Here is a 25,833-nt window from a genome sequence, read left to right on the forward strand (position 1 = left end):
ATCATGCTGAAGGCCGATGCTTATTTGGAGCTTTCGTAACGTTTGCCGACTTCTTCCCAGTTCACTACGTTCCAGAATGCCTTGATGTAGTCAGGACGTTTGTTCTGGTAGTTCAGGTAGTAGGCATGCTCCCATACATCGAGGCCGAGGATTGGAGTTGCGCCTTCGCTGATCGGGTTATCCTGGTTAGGAGTGCTGGTTACAGCAAGCTTGCCGTCCTTCACAACGAGCCAAGCCCAGCCGCTGCCGAAGCGTGTAGTAGCCGCAGTAGCGAAGTCTTCCTTGAATTTATCGAAGCCGCCCAGTTCGCTGTCAATGGCAGCAGCCAGTGCGCCAGTAGGTGCGCCGCCGCCGTTCGGTCCAATCACTTCCCAGAACAGGGTGTGGTTGGCATGTCCACCGCCGTTGTTGCGGACCGCTGTGCGGATCGCTTCAGGTACAGCGTTCAGGTCGGTCAGAAGCTCATCGATGCTTTTGTTTTGCAGTTCGGGTGCCTTTTCCAGTGCGGCGTTCAGGTTCGTCACATAAGTGTTATGGTGCCTGTCATGATGAATCTCCATCGTCAATGCGTCGATGTGTGGTTCAAGTGCGTTGTTCGGGTACGGAAGTGCCGGTAATTGAAAAGCCATGGAAAAATCCCTCCTGATTATATGTTGGTTTTGGTATATATCCGTTGAGATACTATTATTAAAACGCATCTGGAACAATAATGCAACATTAAATAAACAAAAATGTTTAAAAAGTATTTTCTTGTCCTCCGTACACAGAAAGTGTTAAGGCTATGTTAAACTAATAAGGCTTAGTAACTGGGACGTTTTGACTAGGAAATCTCCTAATACATGTTAAATATGAAACTATATTGAATGAAAACGCTTTATATCAAGCGCTTTCAAAAGAAAAATGATGATAACGCGAGAAAAGTGTGCTTTAATAGAGACAAAAGCAGGTATTCCTCGGTTTTTGATGCTTTTTTCCACTTTATACTGTTATGGAAACCCCTTCTTTTTGTAAAATCATAAGCCATAGAAAAGGGAGACTTTTAAGTATGCACGTTCGTTCCTTTCAATTAAGCGATGTTACTCCAGTGACTGAATTGCTGCAGACCGCATTATCGGAAGAATGTTTCGAGAGCACGATCGAGCCTTTCTCCAGGCAATTGTCATGGGATTCTGATCTCATTGTAGTTGCTGAGGATGAAGGAGAAATCATCGGTGCGCTGATTGGTACGATTGAGAAGAATCACGGCTGTTATTTCCGCATTGCCGTCCATCCTGATTACCGCCGCAGAGGAGTCGGCAAGAGTCTTGTAACGGCTATGGAGAACAGATTTCAGGCGCGGAAGGTCAGCGGTATCTATGTTGCCGTGGATGAACACAATTCTTTTGCAATGCCGCTCTATGAGGCCATGGGTTATGACGAGAACCACATTTTCAAATCCGTGCGCAAGCTGAGCATTGTCGGGTAACTGTTGCTGAACCGCTGCTGTAAGCGGAATCAAATGTTAGAGTAGAGAGCTATTGCAGGGCCGGAACTTCGAGTATATGGATATTCCTGCATAGTCTGTTTCATTATACTAAAGCATATCTTCCCTATGTCCATTGCAAATGGGCGGGAGATATGCTTTTCTATTGTTAAGGAACGGATAACCCAATCGAAGCAAGTAGGTGGCCTATGAACCGGGAGCTTGAAGAAGATTTCATGCGGAGCCGCAGACAAAGATACAGATCAGTGACGCATAATAAGTCCAGACAGAAGTCTGGAAGAACGTGGATCAAGGATATACGGGAGTGGATCATTACGGCGGGGATTGTGTTTGCTGTGATGTCGCTGCTTAATATCTATGTGTTCAATGTGTCTACTGTAATCGGGCAATCCATGCAGCCTACCCTGTATCAGGGAGAGAAGCTGATTATTAATAAAATCGCCCTCAGCTTCGGGAATCCGGGCCGCGGGGAGGTTGTCGTCCTTCATGATCCCAGTACGGGACCCAGCCGCAAGGAATATCTGGTCAAGCGGGTGATCGGCATTCCCGGCGACATCATTGAAGTGCGGAACCAGCAGCTCTATCTCAACGGCAAGCTGCTGGATGAGCCTTATATCGATACATCTATTGAAGATCCCGATTTCAACAGCCTGACCGTGCAGGCGGGGACCTACTTCGTCATGGGGGACAACCGGCATGCCGGAGCCAGCAAGGACAGCCGTTATTTCGGCGCTGTCGCAGGGGAGAGTATCGTGGGTAAGGTGTCCCTGATCTGGTGGCCTTTCTCTAAGATGAAGGCCCTGTAGAGTTACCTTATTCATTCTATAAAGGAGAGGCGGATATGCACCTCAACATCCAGAAAGGTTACGCTCCGCCTCCTTCCAAATGGGAGGAGCTTAAGGCTGAGATTAAGGCGGCTGCACCTGCGCTCGGTATCGATGATATCGGGTTCACCACTGCAGAGCCGTTTTTATATTTGAAGAACATTCTCCAGGAGCACCGGGACAACGGATATGAATCCGGGTTCGAGGAGCCTGATTTGGACAAGCGGACGGTTCCGGCCCTGCAGTCCGGGGAGCAGCCGCTCTCCATCATTGCCATTGCGGTGGCTTATCCCTCCAAAATGGAGGACCCGCCCAAATCCGAGCCGGGTGCGCGCAGGGGTATTCTGGCCCGCGCCTCCTGGGGCCAGGACTACCATCATGTCCTACGTGAGGCGCTGGCGAAGCTGGAGAGCTTCATCCGTGAGCGTGTCCCGGATGCCGTGCTGGAGAGCATGGTGGATACTGGGGCACTTGTAGACCGGGCTGTGGCAGAGCGGGCGGGGATCGGCTTCAGCGGCAAGAACTGCGCGATCATCTCCCCCAAGTGGGGATCATGGATCTATCTGGGGGAGATGGTGACGAATCTGCCGCTTCCCCCGGACCAGCCTGTGCAGGAAGGCTGCGGTGACTGCACCAAATGCATCGACGCCTGTCCTACCGGAGCGTTGGTCGGACCGGGCCAGCTCAATGCCCAGGCCTGTATCTCCTTCTTGACCCAGACGAAGGGCTTCCTGAGCGATCACTATATGACCAAGATCGGCAACCGGCTGTATGGCTGTGATACCTGCCAGATTGTTTGTCCGCATAACCGGGGCAAGAACTGGAACCACCGCCCGCAGCTTCTGCCTGACCCTGAGGTGGTTAAGCCGCTTCTGATGCCGATTCTGGACCTCAGCAACCGGGAGTTCAAGGAGAAGTTCGGCAGTAGCTCGGCGGCTTGGCGCGGCAAGAAGCCGATTCAGCGTAACGCTGTCATTGCCCTGGGCAATTTCAAGGAGGCTTCGGCGGTGCCGAAGCTGACGGAGCTTCTGCTGAAGGAGCCCCGGCCGGAAATGCGCGGAACCTCGGCCTGGGCGCTTAGCCGCATCGGCGGCGAAGCAGCGCTTGCGGCTGTTGAGCAGGCGCTGGAGAGCGAAGAGGACGCTGCGGTGCGCGACATGCTGGAGCAGGCTGTAGGCAAGCTCCGGGAACAGGGAGCAGCCGACGTGACATGAACCGGCTGACAGCGGGATTTGCCAATTGCTGTCCAGTTGTTGAAATGCTATGATAGATTCGCGTGCCTGAACAGGGTTATCGCCAGACAATAGAGTACAAAGGTGGATTACAGATGAATATTGCATTGCCTATTATTACGCTTGTGGTAGGGCTGATCGGCGGATTCTTCATCGGTGTGTATTATCTGCGCAGACAGATGACAACGATGCAGAATGATCCTGAAATGCTGCAGAAGGTTGCCAAGCAAATGGGGTATAACCTGAACGGGAAGCAAATGCAGCGTGCCCAGCAGATGATGAAGAATGGTAATCCGCCGGGGCGTCCTGCTGCGGGCAAAGGAAATTCCCGCAAGAAGTAATAATGATGATCGTATGAAATAGATAAGAGTCAGCTGCAGGTGCGGAAGGGGGGAGCTTTCATGGGAGGCATCAAGGAGTACAAGAACGGGAAGGTTTCTGTAAACCGGGAGCAGATTGAGTATCATGTAGAGAAGATTCTGGAATTAATCGGTGAAGATACCAGCCGCGAAGGTCTGCTCGAAACACCGGCCAGAGTGACGCGGATGTATGAAGAGATCTTCGGCGGTTATTCCATTGATCCGCGCGAAGCACTGGGCGTAACGTTTGACGAGTCTCATGAAGAGCTGGTCATTGTGAAGGATATTGTCTACTATAGCCAATGTGAGCATCACATGGCTCCATTCTTCGGCAAGGTGCATATCGGCTATGTTCCCAGCGGCCGCATTGCCGGACTCAGCAAGCTGGCCCGGCTCGTAGAAGCGGTCAGCCGCCGGTTGCAGGTGCAGGAGCGTATCACGGCCCAGATCGCCGACATCATGACCGAGGTGCTGAATCCGCACGGTGTTATGGTTGTAGTCGAAGGGGAGCATCTGTGCATGTGTGCCCGGGGCGTGAAGAAGCCAGGCAGCAAGACGGTTACGATGGCCACCCGCGGCACCTTCCGTGAGGATGCTGCGGCAAGGGCCGAATTCCTGGCCCTGATCAAGGAATAGAGCAGGTTATCCCTGCACTTGGACCGGAACTGCCATGGATAAGCCCGCCTGCCACTGCAACAGTGGCGGCGGGCTTTTTTTGTTATATTTGTTATATAGGAAACTATAGTGTCCTTCTAACCGAATACAATTGGCTGGTACAGGGACATATGGACCAAATGTATGTGAAAAACAGCATACATTATGCTCGCAAGCAGGCATATGGCCACAATGTATGTGGAAAACAGCATACATTATGCCCACAAGCAGGCACATGGACCAAATGTATGTGAAAAACAGCATACATTGTGCTCGCAAGCAGGCATATGGACCAAATGTATATGAAATACAGCATACATTGTGCTCGCGCGAAGGTGCGTGACCCAATACTCCACACCTTCTAATAAATTTAGAAAATTTCTGCAAGAAGTGCAACATTGCAGCCCAATAAAAGCTGCCTATGTGGAAATTCTGCACGAAATGCAACAAAGTCAGTGCTAACTGGCTCTAAACACCGAAGTTCCTGCAAATGATGCAACAATGTACTGCAACCAGCAATATTTTTAGAGAAATCTTGCAAGAAGTGCAACAATGGCCGCTCCATACAAGCGGTCGGTGCGCGTGAAAACCCTCAGAATGGGCGAGAGATACGCGGAACCGGAACGCGAAAAACCGAATACAATATGCCGCGCTGAGGGTACACGGGCTAGTTGTATGCTTAAAACCGAATACACCGAAGAGCCTCAAAAAGGCTCCCAGACCAACTTGCGGGCAGCCCCGTAGCGCTCGGCGACATAAGGCCAGTTGACGACTCTCCACCAGTCCTGGATGTAATCGGCGCGGTTGTTCTGATGCTTGAGGTAATAAGCATGCTCCCACACATCTAGTGCCAGCAGCGGAATGACATCCCATTGGGACAGATTCTGATGCTTCTCAGCCGTCAGAATCTCCAGTCTGCGGCTGCGCGGGCTCCAGACCAAGAGGGCCCATCCGCCGCCCTCGACTTTACCCGCGGCCTCAGTGAACTGGGCCTTGAAGGCTTCATAGCTTCCGAAGCTGCGTTCTATGGCGTCCAGCAGCGCACCGGAGGGACGGCCGCCGCCTTGCGGGGACATGACATTCCAGAAGATTGTATGCAGATAATGGCCAGCCCCGTTGAAGGCAAGCTCCCGCTCCCAATGCTTAACCAGATCGAAGTCGCCGCTCAGTCGCGCTTCCGCCAGCTTCTTCTCCGCCTTGTTCAGTCCGTCTACATAGCTCTGATGATGTTTGTCGTGATGGATGATCATCGTCTTCTCGTCAATATACGGCTCCAGTGCATTATAAACATAAGGCAGAGGGGGAAGCGTATGCCCGCCGATGGGAACCGGGCCTGCCTCGCGGGATTCCCATAACGGAACTGCGAAGCTTCCTGTTCCCTGAAGACTTTCTCCGCTTGCAGCCGGATCGGGTGAAGGAGCGGCTTCAGCCTGCTCCGGCGGATTCATCCGCAGCATCCCGGGCCCGTAGTCCGCAGGGGTCAGAGCGGCCAGCACAGCGAGGAAGTATTCAGACTCCCGGATGAAGTGCAGCAGCGTGGTTCCTGCCAGGGGGAAGGCATTGACGGCGGCGCTGGCCTCCTTCATGGCCTTAAGGTGCCTGATGAATTCGGCGGATTGGTCGCAGGCGGTGTGCAGCAGCAGCCCGGCTTCGGCGGATGGACTCCCGGGACCGCCAGTGTCCGGTGCCTGCGGAGTGGAAAGCAGATGCTGGGCCGCCTGTTCTGTAGCCAGGAATACAATGGCCCAGTCCTCCAGCAGCTTCACATAAGGCTCCTCTAGGCGTGGGATGATCTGAATTAGAACCTCGGCATGCTCCTTCTCCTGTTTTTTCCAGAAGGCGATTTCCCCTAGAATCTGTACTGGCGGCGGTGCAACGAATACATATGGCATGACATGTAGTCCTCCCGTCCTAAAGTTTCATCGGTCCATTATATGCCAGAGAGGAACAGCTTATGAGACTAGCCTGTGCGGGGAATCGCGGTGGACTGGAGGACCTGGTGCCACGCACAGTAAAAAGGCATGCACAGAATGTATCACAAGATACATCTGCACATGCCTTAGGGTAACGATAAGAAGCTTATTTACTTGCGGTTGGATTGCTGTGGCTCCCGCTGATCTGGGCCAGCTGTACATTCCCGAGAAAAGCGGATACCCGCCGCAGATACTCGCGCGGGTGCTCGCGGAACAGCAGCTCATGATGGCTGTTCTCCACGATCCATGAATCCGAATACGGATTGCTCTGATTCGCCGCCAGCTCCTCGGCAATCGGATAAGGTGCCTTATCGTCCTTAGTGCCGTGCATGAACAGCACCGGGAACGGGTAATCCTCCGATTTGACCTTGGAGTAAGGAATCTGATTCAGTCCTGTGCCGTTCAGGACCGGGAAGAGCATCTCCATAATCTCCAGCGAAGGCTGGCGGGGAAGATTGATGTTCTGCTTGATATTATGGTACAGGGTGTCCGGCTCCAGCAGGAAGGTGCTGTCCAGAATCATCGCATCCACATCTTTGGTTACAAGTCCTGCCTGCAGGGCGGTGCCTGCGCCCATCGAGAAGCCCCAGACCACAATCTGATCTGCCCCCTGCTCCTTGGCGAACTCAATGGCTCCGAGCAGCTGCTGGGATTCCTTTTTGCCGCCGGTTGCGATGTCCCTGTCGGTTTTGGAGGCGAAGCCGTAGTCGAACATGACGACATTGAATCTCAGACTGTGTGCATAATGGGCAAGATCATACATGGGAACCCAGCTCTCTTCGCGGTTCGCGCCGTAGCCGTGACTGAAGACAATGGTTTTGGTAGCTCCTTTGGAAGGAATATACCATCCCTCCATCATCCGGCTGCCGTCCTTGGCAGGGAAGCTGATATCCTCGTAGGCGAGCCCCTTGGCCTGATAAGGATTGGAGTAGAGCGGGGCTACGGTAGGATTCGAGAGCACCCAGGCGATATAGGCATGCAGGGCGATGAAGCAGAATACAAAGAAGAAGAATACGGATAACAGCAGTGCCACAATGATGTGCTTGAAGCGTATCATCCGAATCGGAATTAAGGTTGACGAAGCGGGCTTATCCTCGTTAGGCATACGGGAGACCGGCGCGCCGGGATGACTAGTTGCCAGATTCATAAGGTCCCCTCCTGGAAAATTTCATGATTCAGAGCATGAATAGTTCATATATTTAATCGTAAATTTATGCCCTTACAAAGTCAATGGAAATGGTCCTTTTGTAATGTAACTGTAAACTGCGGCGGCTGATTATGGATACGGAATCTGCTGGACTTTATTTAGGCTTTTGCACTAAGATAGGGATATCTTAATAATTATGTAACCGGGTTTCAATAGGTGAAACATGTGAAGGGGAGATCGGGGTGGAAGACCGGAAGCTGACTGTACGCGCCGTAGAACGTGCACTGGATATATTACTGTGCTTTACTCAGGATAATGATGATTACGACCTTAGTCTGACGGAGATCTCTGCGAAGATTGGCCTGCATAAAAGCACAGTGCACCGCCTGCTGACCACACTGGAGGAGAAGGGCTTCCTGCAGCGGGACGACGGGACTGACAAATACCGCCTGGGTATCCGCATCTGGGAGCTGTCCACACATCTTCCGACGCTGAACGAGCCGGCGGTGCTTCTGCTGCCCGCCATGGAGCGGCTTCGCGACCGCCTGGGCGAGACGGTCAGCCTGTATCTGCGCGACAATCTGGAGCGTGTGCGCATTCAGGCGGTGCAGAGCCGCCAGGCTATCCGCCGGGTAGCCCAGATCGGTGCAAGGCTGCCGCTCTCGGTAGGCGCATCCAGCAAGGTGCTGGCTGCTTACGCGCCGCCGGAAGTGCAGGTCAGGCTGCTGGCCGACCCCGCATGGCCGGACAGCGTAGACCGCAGCCTGTACCTGGAGCAGCTGAAGGAGATTACCCGCTGCGGCTATGCGACCAGCTTCGAGGAACGGGAGCCGGGAGCGGCAGCCGTGGCTGTGCCTATCGCCGGCCGGGCCGGGGGCGTGGTAGCAGCGCTCTCGTTGTCCGGCCCGGTCAGTCGTCTGTCGCGGGAGACTCTGGAGGAATATGCTGTCATTTTGGCTGAGGCCGCTGCTGAAATGGGCCTAATGATGAGCTGAGCTGGAGGCCTCCGGCAGCAGATCGGCGCAGGAAAACTTTAGGAAATGCAGGCTATTCAGCCTTCGACATTCATTGTATATCTAGTTAAAATGGACTATCATTAGTAATGATTAGCTAAATTGAGATTGAAGAAATAAGAGGAATCCAGTGCACGAGGTGATGGGATGAAAGTAGTTATACCCGATTCACTGATGGGAGAAATTCAAGAGCTCCAGGATACGTTCGGCTCTGTTACGGGTCAGGCGCTTGTGCTTACGGATCAGGCTGGGAATGTGGTTACCCGCCCCACGCTGTCCGGAATATTCTATCAGAAGATGTTTAAATCTTTAGAGGACATAGAGCGGCCCTTCGAGCCTGCATTGCTCAGACTGGGCCCCTTATCATATCCTGCCATACTTGAGGAGTGGGTCCCCGGGCTGAAGTATGTGGTCAGTCCGTTGGTTCCTGACTATGGACAGACGTACTATTTATGGTCCGGCTTATATATGGAAGAAGGCACCCGCGGGCTTGTACTGCGGGCGTTCGAGGCCAAGATGCGGAATCACCCGGATTATGAGATGCTGAAGGATGTACTGGCCGCCATGCCTGAGCTTAGCCGGGAAGGTATCGCCAGCATCAGGGGGAAATTGAGTGTGCTCGGGAATGTGCTCTCCAAATTGCTGGCGGGGTGCGCAGTGAAGCCGCTGGAACAGAGACGGGGTCTGCTGATTTCCCAGCTGTTATCCAATCTGGAGAGTGAGTTCCTGAAGATAGAGGTTGTGCTGCAGCAGATGGCCGGTACGTTATCTGATGCAGAGCTGTATGCCTTTGCCCAAGAGGAGGAGGCCGGCCAGTTCAAGGTGAAATATTCTGCCGGCAAAGAAGCAGGACTCCTCATGAATGCCGGGTTCCAGCAAGGAGACGGTTTTCTGGGACAGGCAGTTCTAGGCATGGAGCCCAGGCATTGGCAGAGCGTTGCCCAAGATTCAAGATCGTTATTCTTCACCCAGCGCGGGATGACGCAGCCGGAATATTTGTCATGTTATCCGGTGAGAATTCACAGCGGGAAGAGAGCATTGTTGCTCGCTGTGGGCTTTGGGAAGAGCCGCCCGATACAGGACTATGCTCAGCATGAGCAGAATGTTACTGCGCTCCTGGGCTTATCCGGACGGGGAGAGCAACTGGTGCAGCGTGAAGCCCTGCGCAGGGAGGCCACCCTGCGTTTGAAGGAAGCTGCCCGCCTGCTGCCGCAGGCCGCATCCACCCAGGAGCTGGGCACCGGGCTGCTGGATATGATTATGGGCATGCCGTTCTTCCCGTCATCGGTACTCGTATTTTTCGAGGAGCAGCCGGGGGAGACCCATTACGCCAAGGGATGGAGGCCGGAGGAAATTGCGCCGTATATCTATGACCTCCAGTCCCGGTACTCCTCGCAGGCCTTTCTCTCTTCTGCGATCCTCAACGGGGAGGCGGAGGGGCAGGTCCTGCTCGAATGTCCGCTGATTGCCGAGAAGGTATTTAAGGGCATTCTGTCCGTGGGCTTCAGACGCCGCAGCGAAGCTGAGGAGTGGCTGTCCTTAACAAGCTGTCTGGCCAGTCTGGCGAGTACTTCGATCCGTCTGATCGAGAAGGAATCCAGACATATGAAGCAGGCAGGGGTCTTCACCGGGCAGACGCTTCATTATCTCCGGCTCAGTAATCCCGAGCTGCACCGCCTGTCGGCGGAGGCTTCTGCTATGGCGTATGAGCTTGCCCGCTATACAGGGCTGCCGGAGCGGGAGTCAGAGCAGATGAGAACGGCTGCCCTGCTGGCACCGTTCAGGCTGGAATTCCTGCATGGGTATGGATTCTACCCGGAGGAGCTTTCTTTACTGAAGCAGGTGGACCAGTTTGCTTCGTTCTATTTTGAGATCAATAAGCCTTCGGTCTCTGTCACGGCCCAACTGCTCGTGCTGGTGCTTCATCATGCAGGCCGAGGCGCGGACAAGGAGCTGCTGGCGGACACGGATCTGGAGTGGCTGACCCCCTCCCGCTTCTATCTGGATGATCATGTGGTCGGGGAGCTTTACAGTGAGCCGCGCACTACCTTCCAATCCTTCTTGCGCAGCCGCTCGGAAGCGATGCCTGCCAGAAGAGGCGTGTCGGCAGGGAAGCTGCTGAACAGTACAGCGCTGAAGACGCCCAAGGAGGAATGGGGAATCTCACCGCGCGAGGAGGAAGTGCTGGAGCTGATTATTCTGGGCAAGACGAATAAGGAGATTGCCAGTGCCCTGTTTATCAGCGAGCATACCGTCAAGAATCATCTAAGCCGCATTTTTAATAAAATGGACGTGACGGACCGTTCACAGATCATAGCTCTGGTCTATAAAAGAATATTCGATTCCGAACGTATCGAGATGTCCTGAAGGCCTCCTGAGGCTGCGAAAATTTATCTGCGTATGCCAGGAGAAATGAAATCCCCTTTCCAGTGAAAGGGGATTTTTGCTGCGGAAAATTCCGGGAGAGTTGTCAGCCTGAAAACTCTGTGATATATTACTAATGATAATGATTATCAATATCATATATACATAGGGGGATTATCTTGCGATACTCTAAACAAAGTCTTGTCCTGATTGTCTTTACTCTCGTCATGGCTGTCCTGCTGGCAGCCTGCGGTTCATCGGATAACTCCGGCTCTGGCTCCGGGGCGGCAGCGAATGCACCTGCACCTTCCGAAGCACCCACGGCTGCTCCGGCTGCTGGTGAACCCTCCGCTGAAGCAGAGATGGTTACCTTCAAGGATAGCGCCGGTGAGGTTCAAGTACCTAAGAATCCGCAGAGAATCGTGGATACTACAGCCTTTTATACAGGATATCTTCTGGCGCTGGGCGTGAAGCCGGTAGGGGTCATGCAAGGAGCCAAGGATAGTCCGTATCTTGCAGAGATGCTTGGAGGCGCAGAAGGGCTGGGTGACGATGTCACCCCGGAGAATATCCTGGCGCTGGACCCTGACCTGATTATTGTGTATACCGGAACAGAAGGCATCGATAAGCTGAAGGAAATTGCGCCTGTGGTACAGATTCAATATGGCGCCAAAAATTATAAGGATCAGATGCTCGACTACGGCAAGCTGGTGAACAAGAATGATGAAGCTAAGGCCTGGATCGCCCAGTGGGAGGCCCGTATTGCTGAGCTGAAGCCGCAGGTGCAGGCTGCTGTGGGTAATAAGACGGTATCTATCCTGAATCCATATGCCAAGGGGCTGTTTGTCTTTGGACATAACTATGGCCGGGGTGGTGAGATTCTGTATGGTGAGTTCGGGTTGAAGGCTCCTGCTGAAGCGCAGAAGGAGGCCATCGACAGCGGAACAGGCTGGGCTACCATCTCCATGGAGAAGCTGCCGGACTTTGCCGGAGACATTATCTTCACCTGCCAATGGTCAGGGGATAATACAGACCCGAAGATTGTCTATGACAATCCGCTGTGGAAGGGGCTTCCGGCAGTCAAGGCAGGGAATGTGTTCATGCTGAATCCTGCTGCCGATACGTACAATGACCCGATCTCCCTGGAGAAACAGCTGGATTTCATTACGAACAGCCTGCTGTCAGTCAAATAGGGCATTCCTGAATAAGACAAAAAGCTGCGCCGGTATCAGACTGAAATCTGATACCGGCGCAGCTTGTATAATGACTATCCTTATGAAGTCAACTTATTCTACCGGTTGAGCCGCTTCCGAAGCTGTAGCATCAGCCAGCATCTGGCGGAGTACTGTCTGCAGAATACCGCCATTGCGGTAGTAATCGATATCTACGCTGCTGTCGAGACGGGCAATGACCGGGAAGTCGAACTGGGTGCCGTCTTCACGGGTAGCAGTGACTGTCAGCTCCTGTCCGGGAAGGACATGGTTGTCAAGACCGGTAATGTCGAAGGTCTCGCGTCCGGTCAGCCCCATGCTGCTCCAGCCATGGCCTTCCTGGAACTGCAGCGGCAGCACACCCATGCCGACGAGGTTACTGCGGTGAATCCGCTCGAAGCTCTCAGCGATGACGGCTTTGACTCCGAGTAGGAGTGTTCCCTTCGCAGCCCAGTCGCGGGAACTGCCTGTGCCGTATTCTTTACCGGCGATAACGATCAGGTTCTGTCCGGCCGACTGGTACAGCATGGAGGCGTCATAGATCGACATGACCTCTTCGCTTGGCAGGAAGGTGGTTACGCCGCCTTCTGTCCCAGGAGCCACTGCGTTGCGGATACGGATGTTGGCGAAGGTACCGCGCATCATCACCTCATGATTCCCGCGGCGTGAGCCGTAGGAGTTGAAGTCAGCGCGTTCCACGCCATGACCGCGCAGATATTCTCCGGCTGGACCGGAAGTGGAGATATTCCCGGCTGGTGAGATATGGTCGGTAGTGACGGAATCGCCAAGCAGCGCAAGCACGCGCGAGCTCTTGATATCCTGGATGTCAGAGGCACCGTCTGCCAGATGCTCGAAGAATGGCGGATTCTGAATGTAAGTGGAGTTGTTATCCCATTCATACAGCTCGCCTTCCGGTACCGGAATGTTATTCCAGCGTTCATTGGCCGTGAATACATTCTCATATTTGCTGCGGAACATTTCCGGACTGAGCGAGAGCGCTACGGCTTCGCGGATCTCGGCTGTAGTCGGCCAGATATCGGCCAGGAAGACAGGCTCACCCTGCGGGTCATAGCCCAGCGGCTCGGTCTTCAGGTCAATATTCACTGTGCCGGCCAGGGCGTAGGCGACAACCAGCGGCGGTGAAGCCAGATAGTTGGCTTTAACCTGGGCATGCACGCGGCCCTCGAAGTTACGGTTCCCGGAGATGACTGCGGCAACCGTCATATCATGCTCTGTAATGGCTTCGCTGACTTCATCCGGCAGCGGGCCGGAGTTACCGATACAAGTGGCGCAGCCGTAGCCGGCCAGGTAGAAGCCGAGCGCTTCCAGCGGCTTCAGCAGATCAGCCTTCTGCAGGTATTCCGTAACGACCAGCGATCCGGGAGTGAGGCTGCTTTTGACATAGCCAGGTTTGGTGAGACCGCGTTCTACAGCCTTCTTGGCAAGCAGTCCTGCGCCCAGCATTACGCTCGGGTTGGAGGTGTTCGTACAGCTCGTGATGGCTGCAATGACAACCGCTCCTGTGGTGAGCTTGCTGCTGCTTCCGTTCTTATGCTGCACTTCCACCGATTCGGCAATCTTCTCATCGCTGAGGCCATAGCCGCCCTTGTCAACAGGTGTACGGATAATGCCTTCGAAATTCTCCTTCATATGGGTAAGCTCTACCCGGTCCTGCGGACGCTTCGGTCCGGCCAGGCTGGGAACCACTGAAGCCAGATCCAGCTCAATGACATCGCTGAATGCCGGGTCCGGTGTCTCTGCGGTGCGGAACATACCCTGCGCCTTATAATAATCCCCCACCAGCTCTACCAGCTCATCCGGTCGTCCGGTGCTGCGCAGATAGGCCAGCGTCTCCTCATCTACAGGGAAGAAGCCGATCGTAGCGCCGTATTCAGGAGCCATATTGGCTACTGTCGCACGGTCTGCCAGACTGATGTTCGCCAGACCCGGACCGTAGAATTCGACAAACTTGCCGACTACGCCTTTTTTGCGCAGCATTTGGGTAACGGTAAGAGCCAGATCGGTAGCTGTAGCGCCTTCCATCAGACTTCCGGTCAGCTTGAAGCCTACGACATCCGGGGTAACGAAATACAGCGGCTGTCCCAGCATTCCTGCTTCAGCCTCGATTCCGCCGACGCCCCAGCCCACTACGCCAAGGCCGTTAATCATTGTAGTATGGGAATCCGTGCCGACCAGGGAATCCGGGTAGACAACAGTTTCTCCGTCAATGGTCTTAGTGGCCGCTACAGAAGCCAGATACTCCAGGTTCACCTGATGCACAATTCCGGTTGCCGGAGGAACCGCACGGAAATTATTGAAGGCGGTCTGTGCCCAGCGCAGGAAGCGGTAGCGCTCCTCATTACGCTCAAATTCTACGTTCATATTATATTCAAGGGCATCTGCCGTTCCGAACGCATCAACCATAACCGAATGGTCAATAACAAGGTCAACCGGTACAAGCGGGTTGATCTTCTTCGGGTCACCGCCCGCCTTCTTGACGGTATCGCGCATAGCCGCGAGATCGACAACTACAGGCACGCCGGTGAAGTCCTGCAGGACAATCCGGGCAGGAATGAACGGAATTTCCTTATTGCGGTCAATGCCGCCAGACCAGTTAGCCAGCTGTTTAACATGTTCTTCTGTAATCGCCCGTCCGTCATATTGGCGGACAGCCGCTTCGAGTAATACCTTAATGGAGAATGGCAGGGAGGAAATGTCGCCTGCACCCTGCTCCTCCAGAGCGTTCAAATGATAGTAGCGATAAGTTTTGCCACCTGAGTTCAGGTTCTTGGCCAATGAAAAATGGTCCTTGCTTGGCATATATGCGCCTCCTCGTTTCATCTGGTGAAACTACATTTCATAATTACTATACTTTAAGTATAACGTTTACAATGGGGGGAGTAAAGTTTTTTTTGCTCCTTGATGTAAGGTATATTCAGGGTTCACACGGATGCATAGAACCCTCAGCCCCTGACTTCCTTGCAGTTAAATCGCTCCAGCTTCCGTATAGGTGCAAGCAATCCTTCATATACATAGGACAGCAGCCATTATGGCGGTGAAACCGTGAAGGAATATTCTTAGCTTACATCATATACATTCTTATCTGTGAACGAAAGGGCGGAGTATGAATGGAGCAGCAGTGGAAGAAAAGTCTCTATGTCTATGTGGACCAGCTGAACAAGGGGCGGGTTGCACCTGGCGCCGAGCCGCGCCATACCACGATCAGGGACCCCCGGTTCCTTGACGAACAGCGCACGCGCTCCCGCCGGATCGCCCAGTGGTACACCTCCCGGGGCATTACTCCGCTGCGCGGGGAGACGGGGGTGCGGACGCTGCGGACCGTGCGGCAGAATCCAGCAGAGGTGGTCGCCGATGTGGCGCTGCACAGCGCCTTCTATTATGAGAAGGGCGGGATGACCCACCGTGAGGATGTGGTGGAGTCGGAGCGCCTGACCTTTGTACGTGAAAAGGGCGGCTGGGAGATTGTGAATGTGGAGCACCGTGTGCCTGAACGGAGCGGGGTGCGCAAGGTAGTGGAGAAAGATCCGGCACTGCGGCTCTCGGAGTGGGGGGAGGCTCTGCCCGATCCGCGTCCGTCCCAGCCGCTGCTGAACCGCCGTGTCCTGAAAGGCGCAAGCGGTGCAAGGGAGGTGCGCTACCGCCGGGAGGAAGCCGCAGCCTATGCCGACCTCTGGTGGAAGGAAGGGAATCCGGAGTTCGAGATTTTTGAGGTGGACTGCACCAATTATGTCTCCCAATGTCTCTTTGCAGGGGGAGCACCTATCAACTATACTGGTAAAAGAGAAACGGGCTGGTGGTACAAGGGCTATAATGGAGCCCAGGAATGGTGGAGCTTCAGCTGGGCGGTCTCCGACAGCCTGCAGCGTTATCTGAGCGGGAGCCGCGGCAGCGGGCTGCGTGCGGAGATTGTCGAGCGGCCGGAGCAGCTTCAGCTGGGCGACATTATTCAGTATGACTGGGACGGCAACGGACATTATCAGCACAGCACGATCGTTACCGCTTTTGATGCGGGCGGGCAGCCGCTGGTGAATGCGCGGACGGTTAGCAGCCGTCACCGCTTCTGGGATTACAAGGATTCCTACGCCTGGACGGACCGGACGGCTTATCGTTTTTTTCATATTAATGACTATTTATAGTTCAGAAAGAGGTTAATGCATGGGGAACGCTAAAACTACCGTAGGACTGGTGTACGGCGGCAAATCCGGAGAGCATGAGGTATCGCTGCAGACGGCTTATGCGGTTATGAACGCTTTTGACTACGATAAATATGAGATTATTCCGTTCTATATCTCCAAGCAGGGGGTATGGAAGGTAGGTGCAGTGCTGGAGGCTCCCTTCTCCGCGATTGAGCAGCTTAAGCTGTCTGGGGTGGCCGGAGATATGGGCTCGGCCCTGAATACCTTGTTCAGCGGGCTTAGCGGAGGCGAGCAGGTAATAGACGTCATGTTCCCGCTGCTGCACGGTACGAACGGCGAGGACGGCACCATTCAGGGACTGTTCGAGATGGCGAATATCCCGTATATCGGTGCAGGTGTGCTGGCTTCATCGGCGGGCATGGATAAGGTGGTCATGAAGAAGCTGTTCGGCGAGGCGGGGCTTGAGCAATGTGACTATTGCTACTTCAATGCTGTGAACTGGAGACAGCACAAGCACGAGCTGATTGTAGATCTGGAGGATAAGCTGGGGTACCCGGTATTCGTCAAGCCTGCCAACCTGGGCTCGAGCGTAGGGATCTCCAAGGCCACCGACAAGGAAAGTCTGATCAAGGCTGTGGACTATGCCTTCCGCTATGACACGAAGGTGATTATTGAGGAGTTCGTGGATGCGCGGGAAGTGGAGGTGGCGGTACTCGGCAATGAGGAGCCGGAGGCTTCGGTTCCGGGTGAAATCGTCTCTTCCGGTGAATATTATGATTATGCGGCCAAATACACTGACGGCAAATCACAGATGCTGATCCCTGCACCTGTCGATCCCGAGGTAGCGGACCGTCTGCGCGAGTCGGCGATACTGGCCTTCAAGGCTATTGAGGGCAGCGGAATTACCCGGGCCGACTTCTTCCTGCGGAGGTCTGATGGCAAGATTCTTATTAATGAAGTGAATACCATGCCCGGCTTCACCCCGTTCAGCATGTATCCGCTGCTGTGGCGTGAGACGGGTGTGTCCTATAAAGTGCTGCTGGACCGTATGATCGCGCTGGCGCTGGAGCGTTACCGGTTCAGACAGGGCCTGAAGTACGATAATGAATAAACCACGGTGATCGGCGGGAGCATTCCGGCCGGGAAGGAGAGAGAAGCATGGGGTTTCAATCAGAATTCAATTCGGTGTGCAAGTTCAAGAATGAGCAGGAGCTGTACGAACTGCTGGAGTACGGACGTACCAAGATGGTGAAGCAGGGCTTCCGTGTATATCCGACCGGCCAGAAGGTTATCGCCTATAATCCGCAGAATGTTGCGGTGGCAATTGTCAAAATTTCCGCGTCGATTGCAGAAATTAATTTTCAGGGCAATGAGGTTACGGCGGTGGAAATGGATCTGGTCCGTAAGCTGAATGAGGAAGAGTCGCGCGTTCAGACGGCTCTTGCCTACGAGATGTTCTTCGGGGAAGAGGGATGATTGTCCGCTTCGGCTATGTCGCCATGTCTACGGTGATTCCGGACTGTTCTCCCTCCAAAACGATGACTATGGCAAGCTTCAACAAGCTGGGCGACCGGGAAGCGGGACTTCGCAAGCTGGAATCCATTGCCCGGATGAATCTGCATAATACGCTCCGTCTGCTGAAGCATAATGTCGGCTCGGATATTGAGGTCTACAGGCTTACTTCTAAGCTTGTTCCGCTGGCAACCCATCCTGATCTCGCAGACTGGAATCCTCTCGATGCTCTTGCGGAGGAATTCGCTGTGGTGGGCAGCTATGTGAAGAAGCACGGGCTGCGTGTCAGTTTCCACCCGGATCACTTCACGGTGCTGAGTACGCCGCGGCCGGAGGTGCTTGCAAGCTCGATCCGTGATCTGCAGCATCATACGGACATGCTGGACGCGATGGGGCTGCCGGCGACGGCTAAGAGCAATATTCACATCGGCGGCGCTTACGGGGACAAGCCTCTGTCTGCGGAACGCTTCTGCGTGCAATGCTCTGCACTGCCGCTTGCACTTAGAGAGCGGATAACACTGGAGAACGACGACAAGACGTTCAACGCGGTGGAGACGCTTGCGGTCTGCCGCAGAATGGGACTGCCGATGGTGCTGGATATCCATCACCAATGGGTCAACAATGAAGGCGAGCTCCCCTGGGAGCTGTGGCCGGAGATTCTTAAGACATGGACAAGCCCTCTGGCGCTGAAGGATGTGCCGCCCGGCGGTCATCTGCCGCCGAAGATCCATGTGTCCAGCCCGCGCAGCCCGTCTGATCCGCGCAGCCATGCCGATGGGGTGGAGCCGGCACCGCTGGTTGCTTTTCTGAAGCGGATTGCTGCGGATACTCCGGCTGTAGATGTGATGATTGAGGCGAAGCACAAGGATGGCGCCTTGTTTGGTCTGATGGAGGAAATGAAGGGATTGGCAGAGGGCGGGAATGGAATTATGGTACTAAACGGAGCCAGCGTGAATATACAAGTGGAAACGGCTTTGCCGTCCTTTTAAAGGACGGTACCGTTTCAGCGAGAAATAGAAAGATAATGTATAGCGTGAAACATATACATTCTTATATTTGAACCATAACTGGCAAAAAACTTGCCGGCCAGGCCCGTTAGCGGCACCAGTCATGACTTGATAAACCGGCCGAAATGAGGTACGTTGAATGAAAGTTGAGCAATCATGTTCTAAAGCAGAGAAATGGTATCCTGCGGAAACATCGTTCCCCGGGAGAACAATCATGCTCAAAGAAAGCGGAGTGAAGAGATGAGTCCTGTAAGTCCTGATAACCGAAATGAACGGGAGCCCTATGTAGTTACAAGCAAGGGACATACGGCGGCAGCCATCAATGCTGCAGCCAAAGCGGGGGAATGGATCAAGAGCAGACAAGGCCAGGTGAAGGAGCTGGGCAGTAAGACATCGGCCCAGGATCTGGTCACGGAGGTCGATAAGGGTGTGGAGCAGATGATCCGCCGGCTGATCCTGACCCATTATCCCGACCATGCCATCCTTGGCGAGGAGGGTGTTGAGCCCGGTGCGGAGGCACTGACGGCCGCCTTGGATGAAGCGCGGGAGCATGAGTATCTGTGGATCGTCGATCCGATAGACGGTACGACCAATTTCGTGCATGGCTTCCCGTTCTATTGCGTATCGATTGCTCTGGTGGTTAAGGGAGAGCTTACGGTAGGCGTTATCTATGATCCGATCCGGGACGAGATGTTCGTGGCCGAGAAGGGGAAGGGTGCATACATGCACGGGATTCCTACGAAGGTATCAGCGGAGACACTGCCGGGCAACAGCCTGATCGCCATGGGCTTCCCGCCGGACCGCGTGCTGGCCCAGCCGGCGAATATGGCCGGGCTGCAGCAGATTATGCCGCAGGTCCGCGGTATTCGTGCCGGAGGATCGGCGGCACTGCATCTGGCTTATGTTGCTGCCGGACGAGTGGACGGGTATTGGGAGGTTGGACTAAGCCCTTGGGACTGTGCGGCGGGGGTGCTGCTAGTGCTGGAATCCGGCGGCAAGGTCACGAATACGCTGGGCGATCCCTACGATATCGGCACACGCCATGTGGTCGCAAGCAATGGACGAATTCATGATTATCTGGTTACGTCCCTGCAGGCTGCAGATGCCACAGGCTTCAAGAAGCAGTAGGGGGGGCTTACAACGTATGAATGAGAAGGAAGATCTGGAGCGGAGGCTAAGCGAGCTTCTGGAGGACGGCGAGATGGAACAGGCCGATCAGCAAGCCAAGGAGATTCGTCAAATTTCGCCCAAGTATGAGATCCGCATTCAGACTACACTTGACCCTATAGTTGAAGAGACGCTTCGTTACCGCAAAATCGCCTATGAGCTGGATGACCGGTATGATAAATATGTAAAGCGCTCAGACCAGGCAAGCGGTCCGCCAAGCACTGGCCGACCGAAGAAATCTTCAGAATCTAGCAGCGGGGAGCAATAAGCTGCTGTTATCCACAGGAGCGGTTTTCCGAATCATCGGGAGACCGCTCTTTTGCGCAAAGATAAGCCAGTGAAGCGCTACCAGCTCAAGTGGAAACGGCGGTGCCGTCCTTTTTAAAGGACGGCACCGTTTCAGCGAGAAAGAGAAGGATAAGTTATCGTGCGAAACCTATAAATTCTTATATTTATAAAAAGACGGCAAAGCTGTTTCCACAGGGGCGGAGCGGGATGTTAGAATAGAATTATACTAATTTAGGAGGAATACGATGCTGAAGACATGGAGAAGGTTAATATCAGCTTCTGCTAGCGGACTGCTGTTGTTCACCGTATTAATCAATGTGCATGCAGGTCCGGCGGATGCCGCTGCAGCAGCCGTGGCGCAAGGAACGGAGCAGGATGTCTTTCGTATCGTAGCACTTGGAGATTCCATTACTGCCGGGTATGAGCCGGGGATGACTGATCCCAGCGTGAAGCCGTACGGATACGCTGAGCGATTGTTGGAGCAGGGCTGGTATCACGGGAGAAGTGAGCTTCAGAATTATGGCATCTTGGGCCTTAAGACAGCGGGGCTGCTTCAATATACCGGAGCTATTAAGGACAGTGCGGCTATTACGCCGGAGGCCATTCAGCCGGGGCTGTCTGATCCGCGTACCTTGCAATTTGCTGCGCTGGCCCCGCAGATTAGAACGGAGCTCGCTGCGGCGGATCTGATCACCATTACCATCGGCGGTAATGATGTCAGCAGCCTGTTCTTGAATTACAAGACGCTGACCGATGCCGATTTCGCTTCCCAGCTTGCGGAGCGTCTGACGGAATACAGCAATAATGTAACAGCACTGCTGAAGAATATTCGGGAAGTGAATCCGCAGGCAACCATTCTGCTGGCCGATCAGTATCAGCCTGCTCCGCGAATCGCCCTGGGGGCTTCGTATGACAAACTGATGAATGCGGCTGCACAGTTCACCATCGCGGCTGAGAATATCGCGGCTACCCTGAACCAGGCAGGCGCGCCTCTTAAGGTAGCTCATGTAGCCGAAAAGTTCGCCGGTGTAGAGGGATCGCTAACTCATATCATCGGAGCAGGGGCGGCAGACTTCCATCCTACGCAGCTTGGTTATGAGCGGATTGCCACTGTATTCGCTGAACTGCAATGGGGGGAATACCGTATGCCAGCAGTAACGGCGATGGCTTCAGAGACGGTGCCAATGTCCATCGTGGTGAAGGGGAAAGAACTGAATACGCCCAATAAGCCGATTCTGAAGAATGGGCAGAATTTTCTGGCGCTGAAGGATATTCTGAATGCGGCCTCGGCAACAGGCAAATGGGATAACAAAACCTCCAGTGCGACCGTAATTTACGGCGGAAAAACGGTAGTTATTACTATCGGCTCGAAAACTATGAAGGTTAACGGTGCGGATGTGGCGATCGATACCCCGGCATTTCTGCATAAGGTTGGCAAAGAGGATAAAACCTATCTTCCGCTCGCCGCGCTTGCTACCGGACTGGGCTTCGATGTGAATTACAGCAGTAAGCTGCGGACAGCTTTTATTAATCCGTAATTGCGCATAATCTAACCATAGCATCATCAAATCAGTCCCGTAGTGGAAAAGGTGGATGAACCTAGTTGTCTAGTACAAAGTATAATGCTGATTACATCATCACGATGGAGGATATCATACGGGAAGGCGACCCTGTCTTGCGTGCGGTGACGGAACCGGTACAGTTGCCGCTGCAGGCGGAGGACCGCGGTGCGCTGCAGAGCATGATGCAGTTTCTGAAGAACAGTCAGGATGCGGCAATGTCTGCCAAATATAAGCTGCGTTCAGGGGTAGGCTTATCTGCTAACCAGATCGGACTATCGAAGCGGATGTTTGTCATGTATTTGAAGGACGATAATGGCAAGAATGTGGAATATACCTGGGTGAATCCCAAGATTATCAGCCATTCGATGGCGATGGTCTATCTGCCGGAGAGCGAGGGCTGCTTGTCTGTGGACCGGCCGGTGCACGGCTTCGTACCGCGTTATGAGTCTGTGAAGGTCAGGGGCTTTGATCTGAACGGCGAGGTGATTACCCAGAAATTCAAGGGCTATCAGGCGATCATCATCCAGCATGAGATGGATCACCTGGACGGAATGATGTTCTATGACCGGATCAATCCGCAGAACCCGTTCAAGCTTCCGCAGGATGTGGAGATCCGCAGCCTGTATGAGCAGAAGGGCAAGTAGCGGCGGGATATGAATATTGATGGATTACCGTTAACCCTTCTCTACACAGGCTTGGCCGTAGTCATCGCCCTGGTGTTCATCTACAGGATGAGACAAGGAACCTTTCACAAGCATCTGATGTCCGAAGCAGCCATCGTGATAAGCTATGTAGTGGTCGCCTTTACGGGCGGGAGCATGCCGCTTGCCGTACGGCTGGTGACCCCGCTTGTGGTGGCGGCGCTGTTTGTGTATGGGCGGCGGAAGAGTGGGGAGTAGTGAGGATTTCCATCTGAGGGGTGGGGGATTAGACGACCCCATCTCAAGTAGGTCACTTTGGACAAGCAGATCTACTTTTTGTGAATAAGTATACCATGGAGATGGCCAACAGGTTATTACTTAAGTAACTTCTTCGCGGACTCATCCAGAGCAAATTGTTCGATTAGCTTTTCTTCACAACAATAATCGGCGGCAGTCTAAGACTTTATTGATTAAGTCTTAGACTGCCGCTGTTTCGTTTCAAAGAATAACGGAAGCAAAAAAAGGATGGCTATCGCCTTCCGAGGGGGACGACGCCGGTAAGATCCACGGAGCTGCTTTCAGAAGGAAATAAAGTATTTAATAAATCAGGTTGTTTTTTACTTGCGAGATATACCCTTAATAGTGAAAGGCAATAACAGAGTATGTAGGCTTGGGAGTAGCCTATTTTCTCTGACTCCCTTATTGTCTTCATTTGAAACCTAAATGAGGATTTACAATGTCAGATCAACAAGCAATCACCTCTTCAAATGTAGCAGGTGTAGTCAGTCCAAACGTTCGTTCAACGGAAACAGTTTATTTTACGAAAGACCAAATTAATGCCATGATTGAAAGTAGTGTAGGTCAAAGCGTAACGGGACTTGGATGGGCTATTGCCACCTACGGTTACGGTCGCATAAAACAAATTCTTGCGGCAAAACTTCCACCTCAAGTTGCTGGATTTTTAAGTCTAGCTGTACTCGTAGTGACTACAACAAAACTTATTGAACAGATCATTAATTACACAGACGAAAACAGACTTGCTGAAATCCTACATGTTTTAGTCGATAATTCCGGATCATTCGGTAGAATTAAAGTTACCGTAACAACTTGGGAAAAGTTAATTGTCAATCCTACTATGAGCTATTGGACTTACTATACAACTACATCTTATGAAGCAGTAGGATATTAATTAAAAGTACAAGTCGTGCAGCTAGCTGCACGACGCTTTTTTTCCTTTTTGCAGTGGGCTTTTTTTATTCTAAAGAAGCTATTTCAATCAACTTGTTTTTCTTTTATGCTTGTTTCTTATATTCATCTTTAAGCTGGATTGCTTCAGCATAGGTGATGACAAGCTGTAAAATAAAAAAGAAAACTCGATTGAATGATCCCATGGGGGAATAGAGTATAACAACAAATGTACTTAGACCAGTCAATAACGCTAAAAGGGTCAGTACAAAACGCAGGACACGATTTGTTTTTGAGTTCAATATCTTCGATAATTGAAGAAAAACAGCTTGAACCAAGATGCAGTTCATGAATAACGTAAAATGCATCCAAATCAACGAATTTAAAGAATCACCAAATAGATTGATAAGTAAAAGTGCCAAAAGTATGGTAAGTAAAGAAACCCGATCTTTTTTGCTCTTCAAGAGCAGACACCCTTCCCATATTGGAATTAATCACTTGATTATTTTAACATTTTATTGAATTAAATGATATAAACGAGAAAATTACCAGTGATATCAGAGCGTGATTAAACCGATGTGGAAACCACAATCCATGCGTTTAATTCGAGCACGGAAGAACCCAAAGTAAATTTAAATTTTTGCAATAATCAAAAATGCCCCCCATGCCGCTAAAAGGCAGGGGGCATTTCTATACGGTCAAAATCGATTACTTCTCCGCAGCCATAGCCGCGAACGAAGCCTCTGCCGCCTCGAGGGTGAGGTCAATGTCGGCGTCTGTGTGGGCTGTGGTCAGGAACCACGCCTCATATTTGGACGGGGCCAGATTGATGCCCCGGCTCAGCATATGCCGGAAGAAGCTGGCGAACATTTCACCATCGGTATCCTGCGCCTCCTCATAATTCGTAATAGGATGGCTGCAAAAATGCGTAGAGAATGCGCCGCGTATCCGGTTGATGGTCAGCGGAATGCCGTGACGGCCCGCGGATGCCTGAAGTCCTTCGGTCAGGCGGATGGCCAGCCGCTCCATCTCGTCATAGACGCCTTCTGCGCTAAGCACCTCCAGGCAGGCGATCCCTGCTGAGATGGAGGCGGGGTTACCGGCCATCGTGCCGGCCTGATAAGCAGGACCGAGCGGAGCGACCTGCTCCATGACATGCTTGCGGCCGCCGTAAGCGCCGATCGGCAGCCCGCCGCCGATGATTTTGCCAAGGGCAGTCAGATCGGGAATGATCTCCTCATGATTCGCAAGACCCGTATAGGTCTGGGTGGAGCCATAGTGGAAACGGAAGGCGGTAATGACTTCATCATAGATAACCAGGGAGCCGTTCTCGTGCGTCAGCTTGCACAGGCCTTCCAGGAAGCCCGGCTGCGGCATAACCATACCGAAGTTGCCGACAATCGGCTCAACCATAACGGCAGCTACATCCTGGCCCCATTTCTCCAATGCTTCACGCAGGGCATCCAGATCATTGAAGGGAACGGTGATGACCTCTTGGGCGATGCTGGCCGGAACGCCTGCGCTGTCTGGAATGCCCAGGGTCGACGGGCCTGAGCCTGCGGCTACAAGCACAAGGTCAGAGTGGCCGTGATAACAGCCGGCGAATTTGATGATTTTGCTGCGCTTGGTGTAGGCACGGGCGACGCGGATGGTCGTCATGACGGCTTCTGTACCGGAGTTGACGAAGCGTACTTTGTCCATCGAAGGAATGGCTTCCTTCAGCATCTTGGCCAGCTTGATCTCAAGCCGGGTTGGTGTTCCGTAGAGCAGGCCGTTCTGCGCGGCCTCTGTAATGGCAGTGGTGATATGCGGGTGGGCATGTCCGGTTATGATCGGGCCGTAGGCGGCCAGATAATCAATATATTCATTGCCGTCCTCATCCCAGAAGCGTGAGCCTCCGGCGCGTTTCATGAAGACAGGAGCTCCTCCGCCTACGGCCTTAAAGGAGCGGGAGGGGCTGTTCACACCCCCGACAATATGCTGGAGAGCTTCCTCGTATAACTGTTCTGATGTGCTGCGGTTCATAGATAATGTTCCTTTCTTCTTGGCTTGCG

The 25,833-nt window shown here is 53.1% G+C and carries 23 protein-coding genes and 1 pseudogene; 18 read left to right on the forward strand and 6 right to left on the reverse strand.

Annotated features, from left to right (window positions below; translation table 11 throughout):
* Positions 1-20: 20 nt before the first annotated feature.
* Complete coding sequence (locus NYE24_RS23445) at positions 21-629, reverse strand: superoxide dismutase (RefSeq protein ID WP_036700036.1); 609 nt, start codon at positions 627-629, stop codon at positions 21-23.
* 416 nt (positions 630-1,045) lie between these two features.
* On the opposite strand from NYE24_RS23445, the gene NYE24_RS23450 reads away from it, so the two are divergent.
* The 5 genes and pseudogenes from NYE24_RS23450 (at position 1,046) to folE (ending at position 4,534) form a co-directional block, all read left to right on the forward strand.
* Positions 1,046-1,465: a GNAT family N-acetyltransferase gene (locus NYE24_RS23450; RefSeq protein ID WP_036700038.1), complete on the forward strand. Its 420-nt coding sequence runs from the start codon at positions 1,046-1,048 to the stop codon at positions 1,463-1,465.
* 263 nt (positions 1,466-1,728) lie between these two features.
* On the forward strand, positions 1,729-2,289 hold the full coding sequence (gene lepB / locus NYE24_RS23455) for a signal peptidase I (RefSeq protein WP_036700106.1): 561 nt from the start codon (positions 1,729-1,731) through the stop codon (positions 2,287-2,289).
* 35 nt (positions 2,290-2,324) lie between these two features.
* Positions 2,325-3,512 (forward strand): annotated as a pseudogene (gene queG / locus NYE24_RS23460) (tRNA epoxyqueuosine(34) reductase QueG); the annotation flags it as partial.
* A 122-nt stretch (positions 3,513-3,634) separates the two neighbouring features.
* Entirely contained in the window at positions 3,635-3,880 is a 246-nt protein-coding gene (locus NYE24_RS23465; RefSeq protein ID WP_076161298.1) for a YneF family protein, read from the forward strand.
* A gap of 60 nt (positions 3,881-3,940) precedes the next feature.
* Entirely contained in the window at positions 3,941-4,534 is a 594-nt protein-coding gene (gene folE, locus NYE24_RS23470; RefSeq protein WP_036700041.1) for a GTP cyclohydrolase I FolE, read from the forward strand.
* 722 nt (positions 4,535-5,256) lie between these two features.
* On the opposite strand, the gene NYE24_RS23475 is transcribed toward folE, so the two are convergent.
* Together NYE24_RS23475 and NYE24_RS23480 are read right to left on the reverse strand one after the other, a co-directional pair.
* Entirely contained in the window at positions 5,257-6,444 is a 1,188-nt protein-coding gene (locus tag NYE24_RS23475; protein ID WP_036700043.1) for a Fe-Mn family superoxide dismutase, read from the reverse strand.
* Between the two features lie 187 nt (positions 6,445-6,631).
* The gene (locus NYE24_RS23480) at positions 6,632-7,630 is read right to left on the reverse strand and encodes an alpha/beta fold hydrolase (RefSeq protein ID WP_076161339.1); all 999 of its coding nucleotides are present in this window, start codon (positions 7,628-7,630) and stop codon (positions 6,632-6,634) included.
* A gap of 284 nt (positions 7,631-7,914) precedes the next feature.
* Here NYE24_RS23480 and NYE24_RS23485 point away from each other — a divergent pair, with 284 nt between their 5' ends.
* The 3 genes from NYE24_RS23485 to NYE24_RS23495 all read left to right on the forward strand — a co-directional run bounded on the left by NYE24_RS23485 (position 7,915) and on the right by NYE24_RS23495 (position 12,242).
* Entirely contained in the window at positions 7,915-8,667 is a 753-nt protein-coding gene (locus NYE24_RS23485) for an IclR family transcriptional regulator (RefSeq protein ID WP_036700045.1), read from the forward strand.
* A 165-nt stretch (positions 8,668-8,832) separates the two neighbouring features.
* Entirely contained in the window at positions 8,833-11,052 is a 2,220-nt protein-coding gene (locus NYE24_RS23490; RefSeq protein WP_305954402.1) for a LuxR C-terminal-related transcriptional regulator, read from the forward strand.
* A 176-nt stretch (positions 11,053-11,228) separates the two neighbouring features.
* Positions 11,229-12,242: an ABC transporter substrate-binding protein gene (locus NYE24_RS23495; protein ID WP_036700048.1), complete on the forward strand. Its 1,014-nt coding sequence runs from the start codon at positions 11,229-11,231 to the stop codon at positions 12,240-12,242.
* A 93-nt stretch (positions 12,243-12,335) separates the two neighbouring features.
* On the opposite strand, the gene acnA is transcribed toward NYE24_RS23495, so the two are convergent.
* Positions 12,336-15,080: an aconitate hydratase AcnA gene (gene acnA / locus NYE24_RS23500; protein ID WP_076161307.1), complete on the reverse strand. Its 2,745-nt coding sequence runs from the start codon at positions 15,078-15,080 to the stop codon at positions 12,336-12,338.
* Between the two features lie 308 nt (positions 15,081-15,388).
* On the opposite strand from acnA, the gene NYE24_RS23505 reads away from it, so the two are divergent.
* The 10 genes from NYE24_RS23505 to NYE24_RS23550 all read left to right on the forward strand — a co-directional run bounded on the left by NYE24_RS23505 (position 15,389) and on the right by NYE24_RS23550 (position 23,783).
* A complete protein-coding gene (locus tag NYE24_RS23505; RefSeq protein WP_036700052.1) occupies positions 15,389-16,417 on the forward strand; it encodes an amidase domain-containing protein in 1,029 nt (342 codons plus the stop codon).
* A 19-nt stretch (positions 16,418-16,436) separates the two neighbouring features.
* Positions 16,437-17,528 (forward strand): D-alanine--D-alanine ligase, encoded by a 1,092-nt coding sequence (locus tag NYE24_RS23510; RefSeq protein ID WP_036700054.1) that lies wholly within the window; start codon positions 16,437-16,439, stop codon positions 17,526-17,528.
* A 47-nt stretch (positions 17,529-17,575) separates the two neighbouring features.
* Positions 17,576-17,893 carry a hypothetical protein gene (locus NYE24_RS23515; RefSeq protein ID WP_036700056.1) on the forward strand — a complete coding sequence of 106 codons (318 nt, stop codon included), beginning with the start codon at positions 17,576-17,578 and terminating at the stop codon, positions 17,891-17,893.
* Positions 17,890-18,918, forward strand: a complete 1,029-nt coding sequence (uvsE, locus tag NYE24_RS23520; RefSeq protein WP_342476792.1) for a UV DNA damage repair endonuclease UvsE — start codon at positions 17,890-17,892, stop codon at positions 18,916-18,918. Before NYE24_RS23515 ends, uvsE begins: the two co-directional genes overlap by 4 nt.
* Positions 18,919-19,176: 258 nt before the next feature.
* A complete protein-coding gene (locus NYE24_RS23525) occupies positions 19,177-20,064 on the forward strand; it encodes an inositol monophosphatase family protein (RefSeq protein WP_342476793.1) in 888 nt (295 codons plus the stop codon).
* A gap of 16 nt (positions 20,065-20,080) precedes the next feature.
* Complete coding sequence (locus tag NYE24_RS23530; protein ID WP_036700064.1) at positions 20,081-20,371, forward strand: hypothetical protein; 291 nt, start codon at positions 20,081-20,083, stop codon at positions 20,369-20,371.
* Positions 20,372-20,636: 265 nt separating this feature from the next.
* Positions 20,637-21,929, forward strand: coding sequence for a stalk domain-containing protein (locus tag NYE24_RS23535; RefSeq protein ID WP_036700067.1), 1,293 nt, complete (start codon positions 20,637-20,639; stop codon positions 21,927-21,929).
* Between the two features lie 104 nt (positions 21,930-22,033).
* Entirely contained in the window at positions 22,034-22,597 is a 564-nt protein-coding gene (gene def, locus NYE24_RS23540; RefSeq protein ID WP_036700114.1) for a peptide deformylase, read from the forward strand.
* A gap of 9 nt (positions 22,598-22,606) precedes the next feature.
* Positions 22,607-22,852 (forward strand): hypothetical protein, encoded by a 246-nt coding sequence (locus NYE24_RS23545; protein WP_036700069.1) that lies wholly within the window; start codon positions 22,607-22,609, stop codon positions 22,850-22,852.
* Positions 22,853-23,330: 478 nt separating this feature from the next.
* Positions 23,331-23,783: a hypothetical protein gene (locus NYE24_RS23550; RefSeq protein WP_342476794.1), complete on the forward strand. Its 453-nt coding sequence runs from the start codon at positions 23,331-23,333 to the stop codon at positions 23,781-23,783.
* A gap of 103 nt (positions 23,784-23,886) precedes the next feature.
* Here the strand turns inward: NYE24_RS23550 and NYE24_RS23555 are convergent, their stop codons facing one another.
* On the reverse strand, positions 23,887-24,243 hold the full coding sequence (locus NYE24_RS23555) for a hypothetical protein (protein ID WP_036700072.1): 357 nt from the start codon (positions 24,241-24,243) through the stop codon (positions 23,887-23,889).
* A gap of 244 nt (positions 24,244-24,487) precedes the next feature.
* On the reverse strand, positions 24,488-25,804 hold the full coding sequence (locus NYE24_RS23560; protein ID WP_036700074.1) for a glutamate-1-semialdehyde 2,1-aminomutase: 1,317 nt from the start codon (positions 25,802-25,804) through the stop codon (positions 24,488-24,490).
* Positions 25,805-25,833: the final 29 nt, after the last annotated feature.

The organism is Paenibacillus sp. FSL H7-0350 (assembly GCF_038593195.1).
Taxonomy (GTDB): domain Bacteria; phylum Bacillota; class Bacilli; order Paenibacillales; family Paenibacillaceae; genus Paenibacillus_AQ.